This is a genomic window from Kribbella sp. VKM Ac-2566 (assembly GCF_004366005.1).
In the GTDB taxonomy this organism is placed as follows: Bacteria; Actinomycetota; Actinomycetes; order Propionibacteriales; family Kribbellaceae; genus Kribbella; species Kribbella pratensis.
On sequence record NZ_SODT01000010.1, the window covers coordinates 664,900 to 687,690 of the forward strand.

The following is a 22,791-nucleotide window of genomic DNA, read 5'->3' on the forward strand; positions in this document are numbered from 1 at the left end:
CTGGCGATCATGACTCGGCTGCTCGTGGTGGACGACGAGGCGACGGTGCGCGAACTGCTGTCCGCGACACTGCGGTTCGCCGGCTTCGACGTGACCTCGGCGGCGACCGCTGCCGAAGCGGTCGCCGCCGCGGCCGAGGAGCCGCCGGATCTCGTCCTGCTCGACGTCATGCTGCCGGACATGGACGGCTTCGAGCTCGTACGGCGCCTGCGCCCGACACCTGTCCTGTTCCTGACCGCCCGCGACGGGCAGGCCGACAAGGTCCAGGGGCTGTCGCTCGGCGCGGACGACTACGTGACGAAACCGTTCGACCTCGAGGAACTGATCGCCCGGATCCGTGCGGTCCTGCGCCGTACGACCGGCCGGCCGAGCGACGACGTACTGACGGTCGGTCCGCTCGCACTCGATGCCGAGGGCCACCAAGTGACGCGGGCCGGCAGTCCGCTGCGCATCTCCCCCACCGAGTTCCGGCTGCTGCACTACCTGATGGAGAACGCCGGCCGGGTGGTGTCCAAGGCGCAGATCCTCGAACGCGTCTGGCGGTACGACTTCAACGGAGACACCAGCATCGTGGACACCTACATCTCGTACCTGCGCCGCAAGGTCGACGACCAGGACCCGAAACTCATCCACACCGTGCACGGCATGGGCTACGTGATGCGAGCACCCAGATCGTGAGGCTGTCGCTGCGCGCCAGGTTGCTGCTGCTCACCACAGGCCTGCTGCTCGCCGGGCTGACGCTGATCAGTGCGGTCGTGTCGAGTCAGCTGGAGAGGTACCAGCTCGATCGGCTCGACAGCCAGCTCCGGTCGTTCACCGAGATCATCGCGCAGGTGTCACCGAGCGGGCCGAACCGCGAACAGCCCGCCCGTCCGGAGCTCCTCGACCCCGCACTGGATCTGATCGGTGCGCCGTACCTGGCGTACCTCGGCCCGGACGGGAGCGTCGTGGGCACGCTGCGCTCGTCCCGCGTGGCTGCCGCGTCGTTTCCCGCGGACGACGCGCTGCGATCGCTGCCCGTGGACGGCTCGGCAGTCGTACTGCGGGCAGCCAACGGATCGGGCCGCTGGCGGGCGGTCGCGCGACCGGCCGTCGGCTGGAGTGGAACGGTGATCGCGGCCGCGCCGCTGACCGAGGCCGATGCCACGATCGCCAAGCTGAGAACCACCAGCCTGGTCAGCGGGGCCGCGCTGCTCGTCCTGCTGACGGCGATCGGCTGGTGGGCGCTCGGCCACGGCTTGCGTCCACTGCGCAGGATCGAGCACACGGCCGCCGCCATCGCGGACGGCGATCTGACGCAACGCGTGCCGGGACTGGCCGCGCCGGGGACCGAGATCGGCCATCTGGCGGCGTCGCTGAACACGATGCTCGGCCAACTGGAGCAGGCGTTCGCGGACCGGGCCGCGGCCGAGACCCGGATGCGCGCGTTCCTCGCCGACGTCAGCCATGAGCTGCGTACGCCGCTTGTCGGCATCAAAGGCTCGACCGAGCTCTATCGGATGGGCGGATCCGATGTGGACGAGGCAATGGGTCGCATCGACCGCGAAGCCACCCGGCTGACCGTGCTGACGCAGGACCTGCTCCTGCTCGCCCAGCTGGACGAGGCGCCCGAAGGACAGCTCGACCGCGCACCAATGGATCTGCGGACGATCGCCAACGATGCGCGTCACGACCTCCGTGCGCTGGATCCGTCCCGGTCGATCACGCTCACCGGGCCACAAGGTCGCGGCGCCCCCGGTCCAGCCGCGGTGAGCGGTGACGAGGATCGGCTCCGGCAAGTCGTCACCAATCTGGTGGGAAACGCCATCGCCCATACCCCAGCCGGTACGCCGGTCCACATCGGAGTCGGTACGGAAGGAGACCACGCGGTGCTGGTGATCGAGGACGAAGGTCCCGGCATGACCGAGGAGCAGGCCGGTCGAGTCTTCGATCGGTTCTATCGGGCCGACCAGGCCCGCAAGCACTCGGCGGGTGCGGGAACCGGTCTCGGGCTGGCGATCGCGCGCTCCATCGCGCGGGCGCACGGCGGAGACGTCGTACTGCGGACCGTCCTCGGTGCGGGCTCGGCGTTCCGGTTGACGCTGCCGCTGCTCGAGTCAGGGCAGGCGGACGTGGGACGGGTTCAGCTCGGCCACGCTGGAAACGCCGAGTAGGGCCATCGTGCGACGAACCTCTTTGGTGAGGATGTCCGCGGCGCGGGCGACACCACGCTGGCCGCCGGCCATCAGGCCGTACAGGTACGCGCGGCCGACCAGGCAGGCGTCGGCGCCGAGCGCGATCGCCGCGACGATGTCCGCGCCGGACATGATGCCGGTGTCGAGATAGATCTCCGCGTCGCTTCCGACCGCCTTGCGGACCTCCGGGAGGATGCGCAGCGGCGTCGGCGCGCGGTCCAGCTGACGACCGCCGTGGTTCGACAGCACGACCGCGTCGGCGCCCGCGTCGACCACCCGGCGCGCGTCCTCGACGGTCTGGATGCCCTTGACGATCAGCGGGCCGTCCCAGATCGAGCGCAGCCAGTTGAGGTCGTCGATCGTCATCGTCGGGTCGAACAGTTTGTCGAGCAGCTCGGCGACCGTGCCGTCCCATGTGGACAGCGAGGCGAAGGTCAGCGGTCGCGTAGTAAGCAGGTTCGCCCACCAGGCCGGGTGCAGGGACGCGTCCAGGACGGTCTTCGCGGTCAGCGACGGCGGGATCGTGAAGCCGTTGCGTACGTCGCGGAGACGAGCGCCGGCGACCGGTACGTCGACGGTCAGCATCAGCGCCTCGTACCCCGCGGCGGCCGACCTTTTCACCAGGTCCTCACCCGCGGTGCGGTCCTTCCAGACGTACAGCTGGAACCACTTGCGCGCGTTCGGCGCGGCGGCTGCCACGTCCTCGATCGACGTGGTGCCCATCGTCGACAACGCGTACGGGATGCCGACCTGCTCGGCGACCTTCACGACCGCGCTCTCGCCCTCGTGGTTCATCATCCGGGTGAAGCCGGTCGGCGCGAACGCGAACGGCAGCTCGGAGCGGCCGCCGAGGATCGACGTACCGAGGTCGATGTCCGACACGTCCCGCAGGATCGACGGCTGCAGCTCCATCTCGGCGAACAGCCGGCGGGCGCGGCGCAGGCTGATCTCTGCCTCGGCAGCGCCGTCGGTGTAGTCGAACACCGACCGCGGCGTCCGGCGCTTCGCGATCGCCCGCAGGTCCGCGATCGTCAGCGCCTTCTCCAGCCGCCGCTCGGTCGGGTTCACCGTGATCGGCTTCGGCCGCAGCAGCGGCTTCAACTCGGACCATTTGGGCATCTGGCGATCGGTCATCACAACTCCCGGCTGAATCTGTGGTCGGACCACACCCTACCCTGTGGTCCGACCACACAGGTAGGGTCGTCTCATGAAGAACTACGAGCTGGTCCTGCATCGGGTCGAGGCCGACCTGGCGGCGGGGCGGCTGCGGATCGGCGGGCGGTTGCCGGGTGAGCGGGCGCTGGCCGAGCAGCTCGGGATCAGCCGGCCGTCGGTGCGGGAGGCGGTCCGGGTCCTCGAGGCGATGGGCGTGGTGCGGACCGCCACCGGATCCGGTCCCGAGGCAGGCGCGGTGATCGTGGCGGAGCCGGTGTCGCCGCTGACCGCCGTACTGCGGTTGCACCTGGCAACCAATCACCTGCCGATGGGTGACGTCGTACAGACCCGTCTGCTGCTGGAGTCCTGGTCGGCGCGGGAGGCGGCGGCGCGGGAGCTCGAGGCCGGCGAGCTGAAGGTCGCGGAGGAACTGCTGGACCGGATGGACGACGCCGGGTTGTCGCCGGAGGAGTTCCATGTGCTGGACGCGGAGTTCCACGTCGCACTGTCCGGGCTCGCCGGGAACGTGCTGATCGCCGCGGTGATGACGTCGTTGCGGTCGGCGATCCACGGGTACGTGCTGGCCGCCGTACCCAACCTGCCCGACTGGGAGGGAACGGCCGTCGGCCTGCGGTCCGAACACCGGGCGATCCTGGCCGCCGTGCGGGGCGGTGAGCCGGACCGCGCGGCCGACCTCGTCACCGCGCACATCCGAGGGTTCTACCAGGCGGCTCAGCTAGCACCGTTCGGCGGCGCTGAGGGGTGACCGGGAGTCGGCGGGCCTTCGACTTTGGTCGGTGGTGGGAATCGCCTGCGGACGCCTAGTCTCGGCGGCATGGAGGAGTTGTGCGTGCCGCGGAGGCCGGCGAAATGGGTCGGCTTCGTCGCGACCGGCGCGATCGGGGTGCTGGTCGCGATGACGATCGTCGGGCGGCTGCCGGATCCGGAGCACCGGCAGTTCCTGCTGCTCGACGTCGCCGTCGGACTCGTCTCTGTCGCGCTCATCCCCGTGGTGGGCAGGCGGCCGGTGCCGGGGGCGATCGCCCTGGCGGTGCTCGCCGCCCTCTCCCCCGCCGCGACCCCGCCGTCCACCGTCGGCACGCTCACCGTCGCGCTACGCCGGCCGTTGCGTACGGCGATCCTGGTCGCCCTCGCCGGTACGGTCGCCCATCTGATTCAGGGCCTGTGGCAACCGATCCACGGCCTCCCGTTCTTCTGGTTCGCCGTACTGGATCTCGTGGTGCACGCCGCGCTGGTCGGTTGGGGCCAGGGCACTCAGGCGCGACAGCAGTTGGTGGAGTCGCTGCGCGAGCGTGCCCGTCGTGCGGAGGCCGAGCAGGGGCGCCGGGTCGCCGAGGCGCGGTCCAACGAGCGGACCAAGATGGCGCGCGAGATGCACGACGTACTCGCGCATCGCCTGTCGCTGCTCGCGACGTACGCCGGTGCGCTCGAGTACCGCCCGGATTCGTCGCCGGAGAAGCTCGCCAAGGCGGCCGGGGTGATCCGGACCGGCGTACACCAGGCGCTCGACGAGCTCCGCGAGGTGATCAACGTCCTGCGCGACGAGGCTGTGTACGAGGGGCGGCCGCAGCCGACGTTCGGGGACCTGCGCGCGCTGGTCGACGAGTCGCGGGAGGCTGGTACGACGATCGCGTACGACGATCAGGTGGCGGACCCGATGTCGTTGCCACCGGCAACCGGTAGGACGGCGTACCGAGTCGTGCAGGAAGGGCTGACGAACGCCCGCAAGCATGCGGCGGGGCATCCGGTGACCGTGCTGGTGGCCGGCCAGGCGGGCGACAGGCTGCGGATCGAGCTGACGAATCCGGCGTCGAACGGTACGCCGTTGGCACCGGGTAGCGGGACCGGGCTCGTCGGACTGACCGAACGCGTGCAACTCGCGGGCGGCACGCTTGACCACGGTCCGCTGCCCGGTGGCGGGTTCCGGCTGGAGGCCTCGCTACCGTGGCCCTCATGAACATCCGGGTACTGGTCGTGGACGACGACGCGTTGGTCAGGGCCAGCCTGGAGATGATGCTCGACGGCGCGAACGGGATCTCCGTGGTCGGGCAGGCCGCCGACGGGGACGAGGTACCGGCCGCTGTCGACGCGCACTTCCCGGACATCGTGCTGATGGACCTGCGGATGCCGCGGGTGGACGGGATCGTCGCGACCCGGCGGGTGCGGGCGCGAACGAATCCGCCCGAGGTCGTGGTGCTCACCACGTTCGACACCGACGAGAACGTCCTGCACGCGCTCCGCGCCGGGGCGAGCGGGTTCCTCCTGAAGGACACGCCGCCGGCCCAGATCGTCGACGCCGTACGGCGGGTCGCGGCCGGTGACCCGATCCTGTCGCCGGCGATCACGCGGCGGCTGATGGACCGCGCCGCCACCCAGGCCGACGCGCACACGATCGCGCAGCAGAAACTGCAGCGGTTGTCGCCGCGGGAGTACGACGTGATGCTCGCAGTCGCGCAGGGCAAGGCGAACGCCCAGATCGCTACGGAGCTGTTCATGAGCCTGGCGACGGTCAAGGCGCACATCTCCCACATCCTCACCAAGCTCGAACTCGGGAACCGAACCCAGATCGCGCTGCTCGCGCATGATGCGGGGCTCGCATAAGCTCCCCGCATGATTCGGGTGTTGCTGGCGGACGATCAGGCGTTGGTGCGGGCCGGGTTCCGGTCGTTGCTGAACGCCGAGGACGACATCACCGTGATCGGCGAGGTATCGGACGGCGCCGAGGCGGTCGTGGTGGCGCGGCGGGAGAAGCCGGACGTGGTGCTGATGGACATCCGGATGCCCGGCACGGACGGGCTGGAGGCGACGCGGCAGATCGGCGCGGATCCTGAGCTGACCGACGTCCACGTGGTGATCCTGACGACGTTCGACCTGGACGAGTACGTGTTCGAGGCGCTGCGAGTCGGGGCCAGCGGGTTCCTCGTGAAGGACACCGAGCCGGTCGAGCTGCTGCAGGCCGTGCGGGTGGTGGCGCGTGGGGATGCGTTGTTGTCGCCTGGAGTGACGCGGCGGCTGGTGGCGGAGTTCGCGTCGCGGTCCCGGCAGCCGCATGCCAGCAAGGAACTCGACGTACTCACGGAACGCGAGAAGGAGATCGTCGCGCTGGTCGGCGAGGGCCTGTCGAACGACGAGATCGCCGAGCGCCTCGTGCTGAGCCCGGCCACCGCGAAAACCCACGTCAGCCGCGCCATGATCAAACTGGGCGTCCGCGACCGCGCCCAACTCGTCGTACTCGCCTACCAAACCGGCCTGGTACGCCCCGGCTGGCTCGGTTGACCTTCGAGTCGGTCGAACCCAGAGGGTGCTCACATGATGCACCTCGAGGAGATTACGGCCGCAGTCGAGCTCGGTCGCGCCGGCGACCGTGAAACTGCGCGCACTCAACTGACCGCACTCTGGGAAGCGTGCGACGACCGGCAGACGCGTTGTGCGATCGCGCATTATCTGGCCGACGTCCAGGACGAGACCGAGGACGAGCTGTCCTGGGATCTGCGGGCACTGGAGGACGTGGAGGACGACGGCTGGCTCCCGTCGCTCCACCTGAACCTCGCCGACGACTACCGCCGACTGTCGCAGGCGGCGCTGGCTGAGGAGCACTTGAGCGCTGCGCGGGCGCATCTGTCCGGTCTGCCTGAGGGAGCCTACGGCGACCTGGTTCGGAGTGGAGTGGAGCACGTCGCGGAGGCGATCGCCGCGGGGAGTGTGCGTCGGCTGGAGACCAACCCGAGCAGCTGAGTACTCCGGTGGGGGTAGGTGGGGTCACTCCCCGGAGGCGACGCGGTGGGGGCTTGTGGGCGGCACTCTCGTCGTATGGATGCGCTAGTTGAGGTCAGTGGGCTGACCAAGAGGTATGGCGGCACCTTGGCGGTTGATGGTGTCGATCTGACGGTGCTGCCGGGTGAGGTGTACGGGTTTCTGGGCCCGAACGGGGCGGGGAAGACGACCACGCTCCGGATCCTGACCGGGCTGATCGCGCCGACGAGTGGAAGCGTGCGGGTGCTGGGCGGGCGGCCGGGGGATGCCGGCGTACTCGGACGGACCGGGTCGATGATCGAGTCGCCGGCGTTCTACCCGTACCTGTCGGGGCTCGACAACCTGCGGCTGCTGGCCGAGTACGCCGGAGTGTCGCGGCAGCGGATCGACGAGGTGCTGGAGCTCGTCGACCTCACCGATCGCGCGAAGGACCGGTTCTCGACGTACTCCCTGGGGATGAAGCAACGCCTCGGTGTCGCGGCCGCGCTCCTCAAGGATCCGGAGCTGGTGATCCTCGACGAGCCGACCAACGGCCTCGACCCGGCCGGGATGCGCGACATGCGCCGCCTGATCCGCCAACTCGGCACCGAAGGCCGGACCGTGCTGCTGTCCAGCCACCTGCTCGGCGAGGTGCAGCAGATCTGCGACCGGGTCGGCATCATCAACGCCGGCCGGATGGTTGCCGAGCACCACGTCGAGGAGCTGCGCGGTGAACAGGAACTCGTCGTCCGCGCCGCCCCTCGCGAGGACGCACAGCGGCTCCTGGCCCGCTTCGGCAGTGTTCACCAGTACGACGACACGCTGCGGGTGCAGGTGGATCCCGCGAAGGCCGCCGAGGTGAACCGGACGCTGGTGGAGGCCGGGATCGACGTGTCCGAGCTGCACACCGCCGAACGCGCGCTCGAGGACATCTTCTTCGAGCTGACCACGGCAAAGGAGACGACCGATGCTAGGTAGCTATCGCGCGGAGATACTCAAGCTCCGCAAGCGATCCGCGGTCTGGGTGCTGTTCGGCGCCGGCCTGGTGCTGAGTCTCATCTTCGGCTACCTGCTGCCGTACCTGGGCTACGCGACCGGCGACGACAACCCGCAGACCGACGGCGTACCGCGTGCCGAGATCCTCCGCGGCATGCTCCCGGCGCGGGTCATCGACAACACGATCGGCGGGTACCCGATCTTCGCCGGCGCGCTCGCGCTCGTCCTGGGCGCGATCGTGATCGGCGGCGAGTACACCTGGGGAACGCTGAAGACCGTGCTCACCCAGCGCCCGCGGCGCGGCACGATCCTCGGCGCCCAGTTCCTGGCGCTCGGCACGATGATCGCGCTCTGGGTGCTCGGGATCTTCGCCGCCTGCGCACTCTGCAGCCTCGGCATCGCCGCGGCCGAGAACGGCTCGACGACCTGGCCGGGAATCGGTGATCTCCTGCAGGGACTCGCGGGCGGCTGGCTGGTCCTGATGATGTGGTGCCTGGCCGGCGCAGTGCTGGCCGTTGCCTTCCGCAACGTCGCACTCCCGATCGGGCTCGGCGTGGTGTGGATCCTCGGCATCGAAACACTGCTGGCCGGCGTCGTGAGCAGCCTGCTGCCAAGCCTGAAGTGGCTCGCCAACGTCCTGCCCGGCACCAACGCCGGCTCCCTCGTCTTCAGCGTGACCGGCATGGCAGCCGCCGACGCCCCACCAGGCGTACGCGACGCAGTCGGCGGCAGCCGCGCCCTACTGACCCTGCTCGCCTACTGCGCCACCTTCGCCGTACTAGCCACCTGGACCACCCACCGCCGCGACGTCACCTGAAACGCGGTTGCTCCGCAGGGCTGTTCTCCAGCAGGATCGCGGGCATGATTCGTCCTGTCGAAAGACCAGTCGCACTCGTCACGGGCGTCGGTCGTACCGTCGGCATCGGCGCCGGCATAGCCCGCCGCCTGGCCGGCGCCGGCTGGGACATCGCGTTCACCTACTGGACGGCGTACGACGAGCGCATGCGGTGGGGCGTCGAGTCCGGAGCCACGGGCGAGATCACCAAGGAGCTCACGGAGCTCGGCGCGACCGCCGTACCGATCGAAGCCGATCTCGTCGACGCCGACGCACCCGAGCGGATCTTCGCCACCGCCGAGGAACAGCTCGGCAACATGACCGCCCTTGTCATGTGCCACTGTGAATCCGTCGACTCCAGCATCCTCGACACCACGATCGAGAGCTTCGACCGGCACTTCGCGATCAACGCACGGGCCACCTGGCTGCTGATCCGCGAATACGCGCGGCGGTTCGCAGGTCCGCACGGCACTGGCCGGATCGTCGCGCTGACCAGCGACCACACTGTCCACAACCTGCCGTACGGCGCGAGCAAAGGAGCGCTGGACCGCATCACACTGGCGGCTGCGCAGGAGCTGTCCCATCTGGGCCTGACGGCGAACGTGATCAACCCCGGCCCGATCGACACCGGCTGGATGACCGACGAACTCCGCGGTGCCTGCGTCCAGCAGACTCCGCTCGGACGACTCGGCACACCGGCAGACACCGCCAACCTGGTCGAGTTCCTCTGCTCCGAACGCGGCCAGTGGATCAACGGCCAACTACTCAAGAGCAACGGCGGCTTGGCCTAGTGCCGCCTGTGCTCCGGAGATTGTGCAGGGCGACTGTACGTATACGTCCACTGGCCGGTGATCCAGCCCGGCGCCCGGTGCGAGGTGGCGGGTAGTAGATGTATACGTACTGTCGAGCTGCAGCTTCGGCGGGAGCACGCGCTTACAGGTGAGCGCACGTCACCGGTTCCGGTGTCGTGGGGGGCCGCTCAAGTTTGGCCGACTATCACCTGATGCCGGCGTGGATCAGGGCTAGTTCGCAGAACATGGCGTTGGCCCAGGAGAACCATTCTCGGGTGAAGTTGCGGGGGTCGTCGACGTCGAAGCCCTCGTGCATCTGGCCGGTGCCGCCGGTGGTGTCGCGGAGGAGCTCCAGTAACTGCTGGCGTTCCTCCGCCGACGTGCTCGAAATCCCCTGCACAGCAAGGGCGATGTGCCAGATGTAGCGCGGCGGGGTGTGCGGGCTGCCGATGCCCGCGGCCGCGGTTCCGCTGTAGTAGTACGGGTTCTCCGGGCTGAGCAGTAAGGAACGCGTCGCGAGGTACGTCGGGTCGTCCGGGGCGGCGTACCCGGTCAGCGGGATCGACAGCAGGCTCGGCATGTTGGCGTCGTCCATCAGCAGCGTCTCGCCCAGACCGTCCACCTCGTAGGCGTAGACGCGACCGTGCTCCGGATGCTCCACCGTGCCGAACGACGCGATACCCTCGTCGATCTCGGCCTTCAATTCCTTCGCGCGGTCGGCCAGCGGCTCGTCCCGCAGTACCTCGGTCGCGATCTCCTGCAGGTACCCGAGCACCACCGACGCGAACATGTTGCCGGGCACGTTGAAGCCCAGCTCCGTGGCGTCGTCACTCGGCCGGAAGGCGCTCCACGACATCCCGGTCGGCCGGGTCAGGCGCCCTCGTCCCTCGCGGACGAGCGTGTCCGAGGGGCGGTCGTCGTGTCGCTGGAAGCGGTACGGCGAACGCGCCTCATGGTCCTGCTCCACGGTCCACAGCTCGACGATCGCCTCCGCGGCGGCCCGGAACCGGTGGTCGATCACGTCCGCGCGGCCCGTGATCCGCCACAGCCGGTACGCCAGCTCGAGCGGGAAGCACAGCGAGTCGATCTCGTACTTGCGCTCCCACACCCACGGCGACATCTCGGTCTCGTCCGAGGTGTGCCCGGCGCCGTTCGCCTCCTTGTTGAAGGCGTTCGCGTACGGGTCCAGGACGACGTACTCGAGCTGCCGGTGCAGCACACCGATCAGCACGTTCTGCAGGCCCGGATCGTCCTTGCACAGCAGCAGGTACGGGCGGAGCTGCGCGGCCGAGTCACGCAACCACATCGCCGGGATGTCGCCGGTCAGCACGAACGTCGTACCGTCCGGCAGGCGCTCGGCGACGGCCGGCAGGTTGCCGGCCATCGAGCGCTCGAACATCTCCGCGATCACGTCGTCACCGGTGGCCTCCCGGACAGCCGCGGTGGCGCGGGCGAGGACCTCGGGGTCGATCATCAAAACATCTACCTTTCAGCGGCAAGAGCGGGGGCGAGTGAGGGGTTGGGCGAGAAGGTCCGGTCGAGGATCAGGCTCGCGGCGCCGATCGCGCCGACGTCGGCACCGAGCGCCGTACCCGTGACGTCGAACGGGTGCACCGCCGCCAGCAGGAAGCGTCCTTCCAGCGCGGTGCGCACGCGGTCGTGCAGAACCGGGGCGAGCTGCTCCCAGTGCGGACCGCCGAAGACCACGCGCTCCAGGTCGAGCAGGTTCGCGATGTCCTCGACCACCTTGGCGATCCGCTCCGCGAGCGTGGTGACGATCTTCTGCGCGGCGCCGGAACCGTCCACGGCCAGCGCGCACAGCCGGGCGAAGGCGGCGTCCACCGCGTGCCGATCGTCCAGGTCGATGCCTTCGGCAAGTACGCCGGCCTGGACCGCCTGCTCCACCAGGTATCTGGGCTGGCTGGCCTCACCGACACAACCACGCCGCCCGCAGAAGCAGAGCGGCCCGTCGGGATCGACGATCACGTGACCGATCTCGCCGACGTTGCTCGACGACCCGCGGACGACCTCGTCACCGATCACCAACCCGGCGCCGACACCCGTGCCGAGGTAGAAGAAGACAAAACTGCCGCCGTGGCCGGCCCATTTCTCGGCGGACGCGGCCGCGGTCACGTCCTTGTCCAGGACGATCGGCAGCCCGGTCCGTTCGCTCAACGCGTCGCGGAGCGGGACGAGGTGCCAGGTCGAGAGGTTCGGCGGGTCGACGACCACACCGCGCTCGACGTCGATCGGTCCGGGCGCGGCGATCCCGACGCCGCTGACCCGGTCGCGCGGTGCGCCGGACGCGGCGATCACTTCCTCGATCGTCTTCGCGATGCCGTCGATGAGTACGCCGGGGTCGTCGGCGTACTGGTCGACCGGCCGCCGCGCGACCACCTCACCGGTGAGATCGAGCAGCACGACGGTGACGACGGAGGGATCGAGATGGACGCCGACGGCGTACTGACCGGTGGGTTCGAGCTCGAGCAGCGTCCGTGGTTTCCCGAGGCCGGCGCCGCGCAGCCGTCCGGCTTCGCGGACCAGGCCGGCGTCGAGGAGGCGGCGCACGATGTTGGAGATCGCCTGACCGGACAGGCCGGTCGCCTCGGCCAGCTCGACGCGGCTCAGTTGCTCGCTGCGGCGGATCGCGTCCAGCACAACGGCATCGTTGAATCCCCCGACGCGATCGAGGTTCGTCCCCCGTCTAACCAATTGGATCCGCACCCCACGGTTGCGACCAGTCGTAGCGAATGGTGTCGTCGCCCGTCCGCCACACGTTCGGCGTGGTGTTGACGAGCCAGTCGGCCGGCTCGATCCCTGAATCACTCACCGCACCGCCATCGAGCGCCAACCGTATACCGTCACGCAGAGCGCGGTCCGTGCGCTCCGTCCGGGCGGCCGGATCGATCGACAGGAACAACGCCGTACCGGAGCGCGCGACCAGGTCGAGGAACCGTTCGTTCAGCTCCCACGGGGTCTGCGGGGTACAGGGGACGCAGTCCGCGTCGACCGTGAAGAACCGGTTGTGCTGCGGGAGCCGGAACGCGAGCGTGTTGACACCCATCTTCCGGGTCCGCTCCCAGTCCCGGCCGGACGTGTCGTCGCCGGTCCGCTGGACGTCGACGAGCCCGGCGGCGAGATGGCCGACGGTGTTGCAGCCGATCAGTACGACGTCGTCCGCGGCCGCCCGGATCTCCCGGTAGAACGCGAGGATGATCTCGGCCGTGGTCCGCGACGGGTCGTGGAACTGCCAGCCGTCGCGCGTCAGCCGAGCCCCCATCGCGGGGCCGAACGCACCGAACACGTCGTACGTGCTGAAGTCGTGCTTGACCAGCTCGAAACCCCAGTCCTTGAACCGCTGCAGGTCCGCGCGCACGCCGTCCAGGACCTCCGGGTACGACGGATCCAGCGCCCGGCCCGGCTTGTCATGCGGGCCCTTCGAGGCCAACGCCGACGGCTCGCGGACCAGGAGCGGGCGGAACCACAGGCCCGGTCGCGCACCGATCTCCTTGATCGCGGCCGCCGTACCGGCCATGTCGTCGAAGACTCCCGGCGTACCGCGGTCCCAGGGGCCGCCGGAGGCGATGCCGCCCGGGTACCAGCCGTCGTCGACGACGCTGAAGGGCTTCACCGGGTGTCCGTCGGCGAGCTCGACGATCGTCGAGGCGTCCTTCAGGACGGCCTTCTCGTCGAAGTTCTCGCCGTACGCGTAGTACCAGTTGTTGGCCCCGACCACCGGCGCGGGCTCAGGTCGCGCCGGTAGTCGGGTGCTCATGGAGGCGACTGCTGCGTGCAGCGTCTGCCAGGGTGTGCCGGCGTCCTCGAATCGTCGCACGACTGCTGCCGTCAGCGTACGACCGTCCAAAAGCGCCGGACCGCCGCCGTTGCGCAGGTCGAGCCAGAGGGTGAACCCGTCACCGTCGACGGTCCACGCGCAGAACGCGTTCGGCTGCACGTCGACGCCCATGCCGAACGTGCCTGCTCCCGAGTGGGCGAGGAAGTACCACGGCAGCAGGCGCTCAGGTTGCTGGTGACTCCACTGCAGGTCGCCGTACGAACGCTCCCAGGCGTCCCCGAGGATCAGCGCGTCGCTCGGCAGCTTCTCCGACCACCGGAGCGCGACCCGGGAGATCCGCTCCGCCGTGACCTCGACGGTCCCGTCGTTCCAGCTGATCTCGGCGCCGGCGCGGGCCGGGACGACCAACTCCCGCGAAGGATCCACCTGGACGAAAACAGCGCTCGGTTCTCTCACTCGGCTCCCTCGGGGTTAATTTCCCCAGAGACTTTAGTTAGTGCCTCTCGGGCCGGTCAAGGTGGAGACCGCGGCCACGAGACGGTCCACGTCCGACTGGTCCGTGTACGGCGCGAGACCGGCGCGGATCGCGCCGGTCGGGCCGAGGCCGAGTTGGCGGGCGGGCTCGTACGCGTAGAACGAACCAGCCGGGGCGTTCACACCCGCCTTCGCTAGGCGCTCGGAGACCGCGGCCGGGGTGTGACCGTCGAGGGTGAAGAGCAGGGTCGGCGTGCGGTTCGCGGCGTGGCCGTACAGGGTGACGCCGGGGATCGCCTGCAGGCGGGCTTCGAGGTCGTCGCGGAGGGCATCCTCGTGCGCTTCGACGCTGTTGAGGGAGCTGGTGAGGCGCTCACGCCGGGTGCCGCCGGTCCCCGCGAGACCGGCGATGAAGTCGACGGCAGCGGTCGTGCCGGCGAGCAGCTCGTACGGCAGCGTCCCGAACTCGAAGCGCTCCGGTACGACGTCCGTCGACGGCAGGAGCTTGTCGGGCTTCAGCGTCTCCAGCAACTCGGGCGCCGCGGTCAGCACGCCGAGATGCGGACCGAAGAACTTGTACGGCGAGCAGACGTAGAAATCGGCGTACCGGGCGTCGACCGGCGCGTGTGCGGTGAGGTGGACGCCGTCGACGTAGATCAGCGCTCCGGCCTCGTGCACCTGGTCGGCGATCTTCTGCGTGTCGGGGCGCGTGCCCAGGAGGTTGGACGCGGCGGTGACCGCGACGAGGCGGGTGCGGTCGGTGAGCAGCGGGGCGATGTCGTCCAGCTCGGAGGTCTCCGGATCGAAGCCGAGCCACTTGACCGTGGCGCCGGCGGCCTCGGCCGCCTGGACCCACGGACGGACGTTCGCGTCGTGGTCGAGACGGCTGACGATCACCTCGTCGCCCGCGGACCAGGTCTTGGCGAGGGTGCGGGAGAAGTCGTACGTGAGCTGCGTCATGCTGCGGCCGAACACGATCCCCCGCGCGGTCGTGCCGAGCAGGTCGGCCATCGCCTGGCGGGCGCCGACGACGATCTCGTCGGCGCGGCGCTCGGCGGCGGTCAGTCGGCCGCGGTTGGCGAGCGCCGAGGTCATGGTCCGTGCCACCGCGTCAGCGACGGCTTGCGGGGTCTGCGAACCACCGGGGCCGTCGAAGTGCGCTGCTCCCTCGTCGAGCGCGGGGAACTGCTTCCGGACGGCGACCACATCGAAGGCACTCATGCGCGTCATCCTCTCTCGCTGCTGACATCGGCCGCTACCGCCTGCCCGAATGCGGATAAAGATGCGCGAACTGTCCGAGGAGTAGTGCAGGATGTCAGGAGTGAGCACGGTAACGACTCCTGACAGCACCTCCAGCCCCGCCCCGGTCCGGGCCTGGCTCCCCGTCATGCTGGCCCTCGCCGCGATCTGGGGCTGCAGCTTTCTGTTCATCTCGGTCGGCGTCCGCGAGTTGCCGCCGCTCTATCTCGCGCTCGGACGGGTGGTCGCGGGATCCGTCGTACTGCTCACGATCCTCGCCCTGAAGCGCGAGGCACTGCCGCGGGACCCGCGGCTGTGGGCGCACTCGTTCGTCGTCGGGGCGATCGGATCGGCGATCCCGTGGACGCTGTTCGGGTACGGCGAGGAACGGATCCCGTCGCTGCTCGCGGGCATCTGGAACGGGATCACGCCACTGGTCGTGCTGCCGATCGCGGTGCTGATCTTCCGGACCGAAAGGTTCTCGGCGCAGCGCGGAGTCGGGCTGCTGATCGGGTTCGTGGGCATGCTCGTCGTCCTCGGCGCCTGGCGGGTGAATGCCGGGGCGGACCTCCTCGGCCAAGGACTGTGCATGCTGGCCGCGGTCTTCTACGGGCTCGCGATCCCTTACCAGAAACGGTTCCTGGCCGGGACGACGTTGTCCGGCACGGCGTTGTCGACCAGTTTGTTGCTGTGCGCAACGGTCCAGCTGGCCGTCGTCGCTCCCCTGGTCACCGGGCAGGCTCCCCCGGCGCCGTGGTCGCTGTCGGCCAAGACCGTGCTGAGCGTTCTCGCCCTCGGCGCGCTCGGCAGCGGGCTCGCGTTCGTGCTCAACATGCGCAACATCCGCCTGATCGGCGCCAGCCGCTCGTCGATGGTCACGTACCTGATGCCGATCTTCTCGATCATCGTCGGCGTACTGGTCCTGCAGGAACACCTCACCTGGTACCAGCCCGTCGGCGGTCTCGTCGTCCTGCTGGGCGTGGCCGTCTCCCAGGGCGTCCTCCGAAACCTCCGCCGCAAGCCGGTCGTCGTCGCGGAGGCACCTGCCATCACCTAGGCAGCGTGCCGGAGGTTGGGTACGGCGGCGACCACCACGGCAACCAGTGCGAGCAGGGTGCCGGCGACGACCGGTGCCGTGATCGGCTTGTCGGCGACCGGCAGGAAGATGTCGACGAACAGGCTCGCGATCAGTTGGCCTGCGATCGTGCCGAGGCCGAGCACGAAGACGCCGACCACTCGGACCACGGCGGCCGCGGCACTGATGAAGATGACGCCGCACGCGCCGCCGAGGTACAGCCAGGGCTCGCTCGGCAGGTGTCGTGGCGCACCGCGGAGCGAGAGGTCGGCGGCGAACACGATCAGCAGAGCGACGAATCCGACGAGGAAGTTCACCACGCCGGCCGCGACCGCGCCGTACGCATCCGACGAGGCGGCCCGCGCCACCCGCCCGTTGATGGCCTGCTGCACCGCGGTGCCGACGCCGCCAAGCGCGGGCAGGATCGCCAGCATCAGACCGTCGGGGTGACTCAGCTGCTCCGACACGGCCAGCCCGACCGCGACCAGCGCGATCAGTGCACCGACGATCCGTACGGCGGTGAGCGGCTGCGGACCGGCCGGGCCGAATCCGAGGCGGTCGACGACCAGGCTGCTGATCGCCTGCCCAGCCACGCCCGCCACCAGGAACACCGCGACACCGATCACGGACACGGTGATCGACTGCGTTGCGACCAGAAACGCGCCCGCGAGTCCGCCGAGACACTGCCACCAGCGCAAACCGCCGTACCCACGCATCGGCCGCCGGATCGTGCGCCAGACCTTGACCAGTCCGCGGCGTACCGGACGCACCACCGCGGCCGCGACCAAAAGGATCAGCAGGCCGGAGCCGAACGAGATCAGCGCCGCCGGGATCCCGTCGCCGAGAATCCCGCCGAGCTCGCCGTTCAAGCGTGACTGGACCGCTACCAGCATCCCGATCCCGAAGGCCGAAGCAAGCCCCACGACGTGGTGCCGCCGGGTCGAAGAAGCGGGACGGATGGCTGTCGTTGTCACCCCTCTATCATGACCGTTCGACTGGTAGCACCTGACAGCAGGTCCGGATCATGACCGGCGGATCAGTGCCAGGTACATCGCGTCGGTGCCGTGCAGGTGCGGCCAGAGCTGGACATCGGGTCCGTCACCCAGCTCCGGTACGCCGGGGAACAGCGCCCGCGCGTCCTCGAGAGTCGCGTCGTCGCGGCGCCCCAGGACCGCGTCGACTACCGCCCGGGTCTCGTCGGGGTGCGGCGAGCACGTGACGTACGCGACCACTCCGCCCGGCCGGGCCGAGGTGATCGCCGAGTCGAGCAGCGCCTCCTGGAGCGGGCGCAGCTCCTCGACGTCTTCCGGCGTACGGCGCCAGCGGGCTTCCGGACGGCGGCGCAGCGCACCCAGACCACTGCACGGTACGTCGGCCAGCACGCGGTCGAACGAACCCTCTGGCCAGGTCGGCTTCGTCCCGTCGCCGACGAGCACCTTGTGGTTGCCGGGGATCGCCCGCAGATTCTGGCGCACGAGCTCCGCGCGGTGCTTCAGCGGCTCCACAGCAGTCAGCTGACCGTCCTCCATGAGCGCGGCCAGGAGTGCTGACTTGCCGCCTGGTCCCGCACACAGGTCGAGCCAGTTCGCGTCGTCGCCGTCGACCTTCGCCGACGCCAGCGCGATCGCGACCAGCTGCGAACCTTCGTCCTGTACGCCGGCCCGCCCGGTCGCGACCGCTCCGATACGACCAGGATCCCCACCGCCGTCGAGAACCGCGCCGTACGGCGACCAGCGCGCCGGGACCGCACCGGCGTCGACCAGCTCGTCCACGTCAGCCAACCCCGGCCGAGCAACGAGCGTCACGCGCGGCGGCTCGTTGTCCGCGACAAGCAGATCCTCCAGGCCGGGGGCGGACACGGCCCGCTCCCCCGACGCGTGCTCGCGGGTCGATCCGCCTGCGAGCGCTCGATCGAACGCCTCGATCACCCAGCGCGGATGGGCTTCGGCGATCCCGAGGTAGCCCAGGAGATCCTCGTTGGGTCGCGGCGCGGTGGTCGAGATCCACTGGTCCAGCGAGCGCTGACTGATCTTGCGGAGTACGGCGTTCACCAGGCCGGTGCGCTTCTGACCGAGCTCGGACCGGGTGAGCGTGACCATCTCGTCCACGGCGGCGTACGAGTCCACCCGCATGTTGAGCAGCTGGTGGGCACCGAGTCGGAGTACGTCCAGGAGTTCGGGGTCGAGGTCCGGGAGTGGACGCGAGACGCACCGCGCCAGGAACGCGTCGTACGTGCCCTGCCAGCGCAGCGTGCCGTGCACCAGCTCAGTGCAGAACGCGGCATCACGGCCTCCGAGTCGCGCGTCACGGAGGGCCTTGTTGAGCGCGAGGTTCGCGTAGCCGCCCTCAGCGGTGACCTGCCGGACGACCTGGTACGCAACCCGCCGTACCGGATCCGGGCGCCGCTGCGGCGCCCGATTGCGTGCGTTCCGATCACTCACCCGAGCATGTCCGCATCGGTGAGCCGGACGCCGCGGGCCCAGTCGGCCGCTGCCATCGGCTTCTTGCCCTGCGGCTGGACCGTCACGAGTTCGATCGCCTTGCTACCGGTGCCGGCCTTCACACTCGACTTGGTCGCCTGCAGCTCGCCGGGCTTCAGCTCGTCGTCGGTCAGCCGTACGGCGAGGATCTTCAGCCGCTCGCCACGGAACGTCGTCCACGCCCCGGGCGCCGGGTTGCACCCACGCACCAGCCGATCGACGCGCTGCGCCGGCGCGTTCAGGTCCAGCTCAGCGTCCTCGACCGTGAGCTTCGGTGCCAGCGTCACGCCGTCGGCCGGCTGCTCGCGAGCCTCCAGTACGCCGGCCTCGATCCCGTCGAGCGTGTCGACGAGCAGCTTCGACCCCGACACCGCCAGCCGCTGCAGCAGGTCCCCCGACGTGTCCTCGGGACCGATCGGTTCGGTGAGTACGCCATACACCGGGCCGGCGTCGAGCGCCTTCACGATCCGGAAGGTGCTCGCCCCAGCCACGTCGTCGCCCGCGATGATCGAGTGCTGCACGGGCGCCGCCCCACGCCACGCGGGCAGCACCGAGAAGTGCAGGTTGATCCAGCCGTGCTGCGGGATGTCGAGCGCCGCCTGCGGCAGCAGCCCGCCGTACGCGACGACCGGGCAGCAGTCCGGCGCGATCTCCCGCAGCCGGGCCAGGAACTCGGGGTCGCTCGGCTTGACCGGCTTCAGGATCTCGAACCCGCCGAGCTCCTCGGCGTACTGCGCGACCGGCGACGCCACGAGCTTGCGGCCGCGACCGGCAGGTGCATCCGGGCGGGTCACGACCCCGACAAGTTCGTGGCGGCTGGCAACGATCGCCTCGAGCGCGGTGACAGCGGGTTCCGGCGTACCGGCGAAGACGACTCTCACAGTCCGAATCCGTTCGTCGGGTGCGGCGAGACCTTGATCTGCGGCGGGCCGTTCAGGCCGGACCAGTCGGACTCGCGGATCGCCTTCATCGCCTGCTTGCGGGTCTCGCGGTCCAGCCGGTCCACGAACAGGATGCCGTCCAGGTGGTCGGTCTCGTGCTGGATGCAGCGGGCGAGCAGGTCCGATCCCTCGATCACCACCGGGTCGCCGTACATGTTGAAGCCCTTGGCGATCACCGATTGGGCGCGGCGGCAGTCGAAGGTCAGGCCCGGGATCGACAGACAGCCCTCGGGGCCGAACTGCTCCTCGGGCGACAGCGTCAGCTCCGGGTTGATCAGGTGCCCGAGCTCGCCCTCGACGTGGTAGGTGAAGACTCGCAGGCCGACGCCGATCTGCGGCGCGGCGAGGCCCGATCCGGGCGCGTCCTGCATGGTGTCGGTGAGGTCCGCGACCAGGCGGCGCAACTCGGCGTCGAAGTCGACGACCGGGTCGGCCTTGGTGATCAGCACGGGGTCGCCGAACAGACGGATGGGTTGGACCGACACAGACTCTCCACAGCACTCCACGGACCTGGACCGGGTAAGTCTAGTTGGCCCGCCTGACGGATTCCCGGCGGGAGGCCCCTCCCGTTTGTTGCCACAAGCACGTACTGTGGTCCCAGGCGTACCCTCAGTCACTGTCGTCACACGCCGCTCGGGAGACCCAATGCTCACAGCAGCACGGGGGGCAACTCTGATCCTCCTGGGTGCACTGCTCGCTCAGGCACCCCTCACCGCCCAGGCCTACGAACCGCGCGAGCCCGCCGGTCCCGCCGCGCCGCCACCCACCGCGCCGCCCAGCACTGCGCCGCCCACTACTGCGCCGACCTCTGGCGTGCCCAGCGAGGCTCCTGTGCGGTCGTGGAGTCAGGTGGTGAAGCAGGTCACCGAGAGCTCGCCGGGTGATGTGCAGCTCAGGTCGGCTGATACCTCGGCGCAGGCTGCCTCGATGCTTCGGTGCTTCAAGCTCGACACCGAGAACTACTGCCTCGGCCTCGGCTTCGTCAGCCAGGTGCCGACCGGCGCCCAACGGCACGCCCTGATGGCCGAGCCGAACCTCCGCGCCTCGGACGACGTGAGCGCCGAGCAGGACATTCCGACCGGTGATCTCACGCCGGCCGCGTTCGTCGCCCAGCGCGCCGCCATGCCGAAGAGCCGGCGCGTCACCGCGGAACTCGACGAGATGCAAGCCGCCTGGAACGGCCGCGAGAAGGCCCGCGAACTCCGCGAACTCGCCGAAAGCGACACCCCACCACCCAACCCCGAGCCCACACCGGCATCCACGCCGGACTCCACACCAGAGCCGACTCCGACTCCGACTGTCGAGCCGACTCCGGTGCCGACCAGGACTGCTCCGACCGTGGGCCCGTCGACGCCGGTGCCGTCGACCCCGGTGGCGCCGGTCGCGGCACCTGCTTCGGCGTACATCATGAAGGGGTTCCAGACCTCGCAGGAGAAGGGGTACTGGTGTGGTCCGGCGACGTTCCAGTCGATCGACTGGGCCGACGACAACCAGAAGGACACCCAGGCGTCCTGGGCCAAGGACCTCGGCTCGACGAGCTCCGGTACGGCGATCTCCGCGATGGTGAAGCAGACGAACCTGAAGACCGCCTGGCCCAAGACCGCCGGCACGTACATCGTGCAGAACGTCGCGAACTGGAACGCGCAGACCTTCTTCACCGTGCACCAGAAGCACCTCGGCGTGTACAAGGCCCCGGTGATCGAGCACGTACAACTGCTCAAGCGCTACTTCCCGTACCTCGCCTTCAACCACAGCGGGCACTACCAGGTCGGCCGCGGCTACGACAAGGCGAAGGGCACGATCGCGATCTTCGAGGTGTTCAACGAGCGCCGCTTCAACAGCCGCGGCAATGTCACCGACGGCCCGAAGAACATCCCCGCGAGCGCCCTGTTCAACGCCACCCTGGCCAACTCCTTCAAGAACATCGGGCTGTAAATGCGTCGTCGTACGGTTGCCGTTGGCACTCTTCTGCTCCTGACCGTGGCGGGCTGCTCCTCCAACACCCCGGAGAGCAGTCCGTCACCGAGCACAACCCCCGCACCCAGCACCACACCGTCACCGAGCAGCAGCCCGACGCCGACGCGGCCGTCGGACAGCGGTACTGCGCTGCCCGCGTGGGCGAACGTGCTGCGGCAACCGGTCGACGGGCAGCACCTCGTCACCCAGCAACGTAAGTATGTCGTGACCCGCGGCAGCGACGAGGCCGGTACGACGACCATCACGGACCGCACCAGCAAGAAGGTCGTCGTACGGCATGTACCCGCGAGCGGTTTCGTCGCCCAGTCCCCCGTCGTCATCGACGACCGCTGGGCGCTGATCGAGGACATCCGCTCCGACGGCCCCGACCCGCAGATCAAAGTGCTCCGCTACGACCTCACGACCGGCAAGGGCACCCCTCCGACCGCGATCCCGCCCGTCTCCGAGCCGGAGATCGGCGCGTACGACGGCACCTTCGCCTACAGCTCCACCGACGCGAAGAACCGTTCCTGCCTGATCGTCGCCGACCTTGCGACGCTCAAGTCCCGCACCGTCACCTGCGTCGCGGCCCCGGGCTACGTGGCCGACCCCGTGGTGTCCGCCGACACGGTGACGTTCAGCGAGATCACCGCACCGGAGACCGCGCGCAGGTGCAAGCGGATCCGCACCGCTCCCCTGTCCGGAGGCGCCGCCCAACCGGTGCCCGCAGCAACCAACTGCATCCAGTGGAGCGGCGCGACGCTGCACGGCGCGACGATCTGGTCGGAGGTCGCCGCCTCGGACCCGGACCAGTACCAGAGCAAGGCGTACGTCCGGGAGTCCGGCGACTCCCCCGCCCGGCCGCTCGGCACCGTTGTCACCGACACGATTCTTGCCTGCGGCAACTGGATTCTGTGGGAGACCCGGACGGTCGGTGCGGGCGCCGAGGAGACCTACCAGATCAACCGATGGCGCTCCGGTCTCTCCGCCCCGCAACGGCTGTACGACGCCAAGCCCGGCATCGCGCTCACTCCGATGACGTGCCAGGACAACACGGTCTTCGTCGAAGCGGCGTACCTGGCGAGCACCCCGACGTACACCGAAACCATCTCAGCTGCGCTCTAGT

At 69.5% G+C, this 22,791-nt stretch carries 22 protein-coding genes; 13 read left to right on the forward strand and 9 right to left on the reverse strand.

The annotated features are described in order from the left end of the window. The first annotated feature begins 9 nt into the window (after nucleotides 1–9). Together EV647_RS21445 and EV647_RS21450 are read left to right on the forward strand one after the other, a co-directional pair. Complete coding sequence (locus EV647_RS21445) at nucleotides 10–678, forward strand: response regulator transcription factor (protein WP_202871262.1); 669 nt, start codon at nucleotides 10–12, stop codon at nucleotides 676–678. Then, entirely contained in the window at nucleotides 675–2,153 is a 1,479-nt protein-coding gene (locus EV647_RS21450) for a cell wall metabolism sensor histidine kinase WalK (RefSeq protein ID WP_238177321.1), read from the forward strand. Before EV647_RS21445 ends, EV647_RS21450 begins: the two co-directional genes overlap by 4 nt. Here EV647_RS21450 and EV647_RS21455 read toward each other — a convergent pair. Further along, nucleotides 2,097–3,308: an alpha-hydroxy acid oxidase gene (locus tag EV647_RS21455; protein WP_134005536.1), complete on the reverse strand. Its 1,212-nt coding sequence runs from the start codon at nucleotides 3,306–3,308 to the stop codon at nucleotides 2,097–2,099. The two genes, EV647_RS21450 and EV647_RS21455, sit on opposite strands and share 57 nt — an antisense overlap. Nucleotides 3,309–3,381: 73 nt before the next feature. Between EV647_RS21455 and EV647_RS21460 the strand changes: the two genes are divergently transcribed. The 8 genes from EV647_RS21460 to EV647_RS21495 all read left to right on the forward strand — a co-directional run bounded on the left by EV647_RS21460 (nucleotide 3,382) and on the right by EV647_RS21495 (nucleotide 9,704). Further along, nucleotides 3,382–4,095 carry a FadR/GntR family transcriptional regulator gene (locus EV647_RS21460; protein ID WP_134005538.1) on the forward strand — a complete coding sequence of 238 codons (714 nt, stop codon included), beginning with the start codon at nucleotides 3,382–3,384 and terminating at the stop codon, nucleotides 4,093–4,095. Between the two features lie 69 nt (nucleotides 4,096–4,164). Continuing rightward, a complete protein-coding gene (locus EV647_RS21465; protein WP_134005540.1) occupies nucleotides 4,165–5,307 on the forward strand; it encodes a sensor histidine kinase in 1,143 nt (380 codons plus the stop codon). Further along, nucleotides 5,304–5,951: a response regulator transcription factor gene (locus EV647_RS21470; protein WP_134005542.1), complete on the forward strand. Its 648-nt coding sequence runs from the start codon at nucleotides 5,304–5,306 to the stop codon at nucleotides 5,949–5,951. Before EV647_RS21465 ends, EV647_RS21470 begins: the two co-directional genes overlap by 4 nt. Before the next feature lie 9 nt (nucleotides 5,952–5,960). Next, nucleotides 5,961–6,626 carry a response regulator transcription factor gene (locus EV647_RS21475; protein WP_134005544.1) on the forward strand — a complete coding sequence of 222 codons (666 nt, stop codon included), beginning with the start codon at nucleotides 5,961–5,963 and terminating at the stop codon, nucleotides 6,624–6,626. Nucleotides 6,627–6,659: 33 nt separating this feature from the next. Beyond that, nucleotides 6,660–7,085 (forward strand): hypothetical protein, encoded by a 426-nt coding sequence (locus EV647_RS21480; RefSeq protein ID WP_134005546.1) that lies wholly within the window; start codon nucleotides 6,660–6,662, stop codon nucleotides 7,083–7,085. Between the two features lie 75 nt (nucleotides 7,086–7,160). Then, on the forward strand, nucleotides 7,161–8,060 hold the full coding sequence (locus EV647_RS21485) for an ABC transporter ATP-binding protein (protein WP_134005548.1): 900 nt from the start codon (nucleotides 7,161–7,163) through the stop codon (nucleotides 8,058–8,060). Continuing rightward, nucleotides 8,050–8,895: an ABC transporter permease subunit gene (locus tag EV647_RS21490; RefSeq protein WP_134005550.1), complete on the forward strand. Its 846-nt coding sequence runs from the start codon at nucleotides 8,050–8,052 to the stop codon at nucleotides 8,893–8,895. Before EV647_RS21485 ends, EV647_RS21490 begins: the two co-directional genes overlap by 11 nt. Before the next feature lie 44 nt (nucleotides 8,896–8,939). Then, nucleotides 8,940–9,704 (forward strand): SDR family oxidoreductase, encoded by a 765-nt coding sequence (locus tag EV647_RS21495; RefSeq protein ID WP_134005552.1) that lies wholly within the window; start codon nucleotides 8,940–8,942, stop codon nucleotides 9,702–9,704. A 205-nt stretch (nucleotides 9,705–9,909) separates the two neighbouring features. On the opposite strand, the gene EV647_RS21500 is transcribed toward EV647_RS21495, so the two are convergent. Genes EV647_RS21500 through EV647_RS21515 form a run of 4 tightly spaced genes read right to left on the reverse strand, consistent with a single transcriptional unit; the run spans nucleotide 9,910 to nucleotide 15,195 of the window. Next, nucleotides 9,910–11,178 carry a glycoside hydrolase family 125 protein gene (locus tag EV647_RS21500; RefSeq protein WP_134005554.1) on the reverse strand — a complete coding sequence of 423 codons (1,269 nt, stop codon included), beginning with the start codon at nucleotides 11,176–11,178 and terminating at the stop codon, nucleotides 9,910–9,912. A gap of 8 nt (nucleotides 11,179–11,186) precedes the next feature. Next, nucleotides 11,187–12,362 (reverse strand): ROK family transcriptional regulator, encoded by a 1,176-nt coding sequence (locus EV647_RS21505; RefSeq protein WP_134005556.1) that lies wholly within the window; start codon nucleotides 12,360–12,362, stop codon nucleotides 11,187–11,189. Nucleotides 12,363–12,408: 46 nt separating this feature from the next. Further along, nucleotides 12,409–13,956 carry a hypothetical protein gene (locus tag EV647_RS21510; protein ID WP_134005558.1) on the reverse strand — a complete coding sequence of 516 codons (1,548 nt, stop codon included), beginning with the start codon at nucleotides 13,954–13,956 and terminating at the stop codon, nucleotides 12,409–12,411. A 33-nt stretch (nucleotides 13,957–13,989) separates the two neighbouring features. After that, on the reverse strand, nucleotides 13,990–15,195 hold the full coding sequence (locus EV647_RS21515) for a cysteine desulfurase-like protein (RefSeq protein WP_134005560.1): 1,206 nt from the start codon (nucleotides 15,193–15,195) through the stop codon (nucleotides 13,990–13,992). Nucleotides 15,196–15,295: 100 nt separating this feature from the next. Between EV647_RS21515 and EV647_RS21520 the strand changes: the two genes are divergently transcribed. Next, a complete protein-coding gene (locus EV647_RS21520; protein ID WP_202871265.1) occupies nucleotides 15,296–16,270 on the forward strand; it encodes a DMT family transporter in 975 nt (324 codons plus the stop codon). Here the strand turns inward: EV647_RS21520 and EV647_RS21525 are convergent. Genes EV647_RS21525 through def form a run of 4 tightly spaced genes read right to left on the reverse strand, consistent with a single transcriptional unit; the run spans nucleotide 16,267 to nucleotide 20,194 of the window. Then, the gene (locus tag EV647_RS21525; protein WP_134005564.1) at nucleotides 16,267–17,262 is read right to left on the reverse strand and encodes a DMT family transporter; all 996 of its coding nucleotides are present in this window, start codon (nucleotides 17,260–17,262) and stop codon (nucleotides 16,267–16,269) included. The two genes, EV647_RS21520 and EV647_RS21525, sit on opposite strands and share 4 nt — an antisense overlap. A gap of 48 nt (nucleotides 17,263–17,310) precedes the next feature. Next, nucleotides 17,311–18,729 (reverse strand): RsmB/NOP family class I SAM-dependent RNA methyltransferase, encoded by a 1,419-nt coding sequence (locus tag EV647_RS21530; RefSeq protein ID WP_134005566.1) that lies wholly within the window; start codon nucleotides 18,727–18,729, stop codon nucleotides 17,311–17,313. Continuing rightward, nucleotides 18,726–19,649 (reverse strand): methionyl-tRNA formyltransferase, encoded by a 924-nt coding sequence (fmt, locus tag EV647_RS21535; RefSeq protein WP_134005568.1) that lies wholly within the window; start codon nucleotides 19,647–19,649, stop codon nucleotides 18,726–18,728. The genes EV647_RS21530 and fmt overlap by 4 nt, the downstream gene beginning before the upstream one ends. Further along, a complete protein-coding gene (gene def / locus EV647_RS21540; RefSeq protein WP_133790511.1) occupies nucleotides 19,646–20,194 on the reverse strand; it encodes a peptide deformylase in 549 nt (182 codons plus the stop codon). The genes fmt and def overlap by 4 nt, the downstream gene beginning before the upstream one ends. Nucleotides 20,195–20,561: 367 nt before the next feature. Between def and EV647_RS21545 the strand changes: the two genes are divergently transcribed. Together EV647_RS21545 and EV647_RS21550 are read left to right on the forward strand one after the other, a co-directional pair. Then, nucleotides 20,562–21,644 (forward strand): C39 family peptidase, encoded by a 1,083-nt coding sequence (locus tag EV647_RS21545; RefSeq protein WP_238177322.1) that lies wholly within the window; start codon nucleotides 20,562–20,564, stop codon nucleotides 21,642–21,644. Further along, on the forward strand, nucleotides 21,645–22,790 hold the full coding sequence (locus EV647_RS21550; protein WP_238177323.1) for a hypothetical protein: 1,146 nt from the start codon (nucleotides 21,645–21,647) through the stop codon (nucleotides 22,788–22,790). It abuts the gene before it with no gap. The last annotated feature ends 1 nt before the right edge of the window (nucleotide 22,791 follow it).

What these genes read in the sequence shown, in the direction of transcription:
- EV647_RS21445 (WP_202871262.1), top strand. Translation starts at nt 10, where the DNA reads ATGACTCGGCTGCTCGTGGTGGACGACGAGGCGACGGTGCGCGAACTG.
- EV647_RS21455 (WP_134005536.1), bottom strand. Translation starts at nt 3,308, where the DNA reads ATGACCGATCGCCAGATGCCCAAATGGTCCGAGTTGAAGCCGCTGCTG.
- EV647_RS21460 (WP_134005538.1), top strand. Translation starts at nt 3,382, where the DNA reads ATGAAGAACTACGAGCTGGTCCTGCATCGGGTCGAGGCCGACCTGGCG.
- EV647_RS21465 (WP_134005540.1), top strand. Translation starts at nt 4,165, where the DNA reads ATGGAGGAGTTGTGCGTGCCGCGGAGGCCGGCGAAATGGGTCGGCTTC.
- EV647_RS21470 (WP_134005542.1), top strand. Translation starts at nt 5,304, where the DNA reads ATGAACATCCGGGTACTGGTCGTGGACGACGACGCGTTGGTCAGGGCC.
- EV647_RS21475 (WP_134005544.1), top strand. Translation starts at nt 5,961, where the DNA reads ATGATTCGGGTGTTGCTGGCGGACGATCAGGCGTTGGTGCGGGCCGGG.
- EV647_RS21480 (WP_134005546.1), top strand. Translation starts at nt 6,660, where the DNA reads ATGATGCACCTCGAGGAGATTACGGCCGCAGTCGAGCTCGGTCGCGCC.
- EV647_RS21485 (WP_134005548.1), top strand. Translation starts at nt 7,161, where the DNA reads ATGGATGCGCTAGTTGAGGTCAGTGGGCTGACCAAGAGGTATGGCGGC.
- EV647_RS21490 (WP_134005550.1), top strand. Translation starts at nt 8,050, where the DNA reads ATGCTAGGTAGCTATCGCGCGGAGATACTCAAGCTCCGCAAGCGATCC.
- EV647_RS21495 (WP_134005552.1), top strand. Translation starts at nt 8,940, where the DNA reads ATGATTCGTCCTGTCGAAAGACCAGTCGCACTCGTCACGGGCGTCGGT.
- EV647_RS21500 (WP_134005554.1), bottom strand. Translation starts at nt 11,178, where the DNA reads ATGATCGACCCCGAGGTCCTCGCCCGCGCCACCGCGGCTGTCCGGGAG.
- EV647_RS21515 (WP_134005560.1), bottom strand. Translation starts at nt 15,195, where the DNA reads ATGAGTGCCTTCGATGTGGTCGCCGTCCGGAAGCAGTTCCCCGCGCTC.
- EV647_RS21550 (WP_238177323.1), top strand. Translation starts at nt 21,645, where the DNA reads ATGCGTCGTCGTACGGTTGCCGTTGGCACTCTTCTGCTCCTGACCGTG.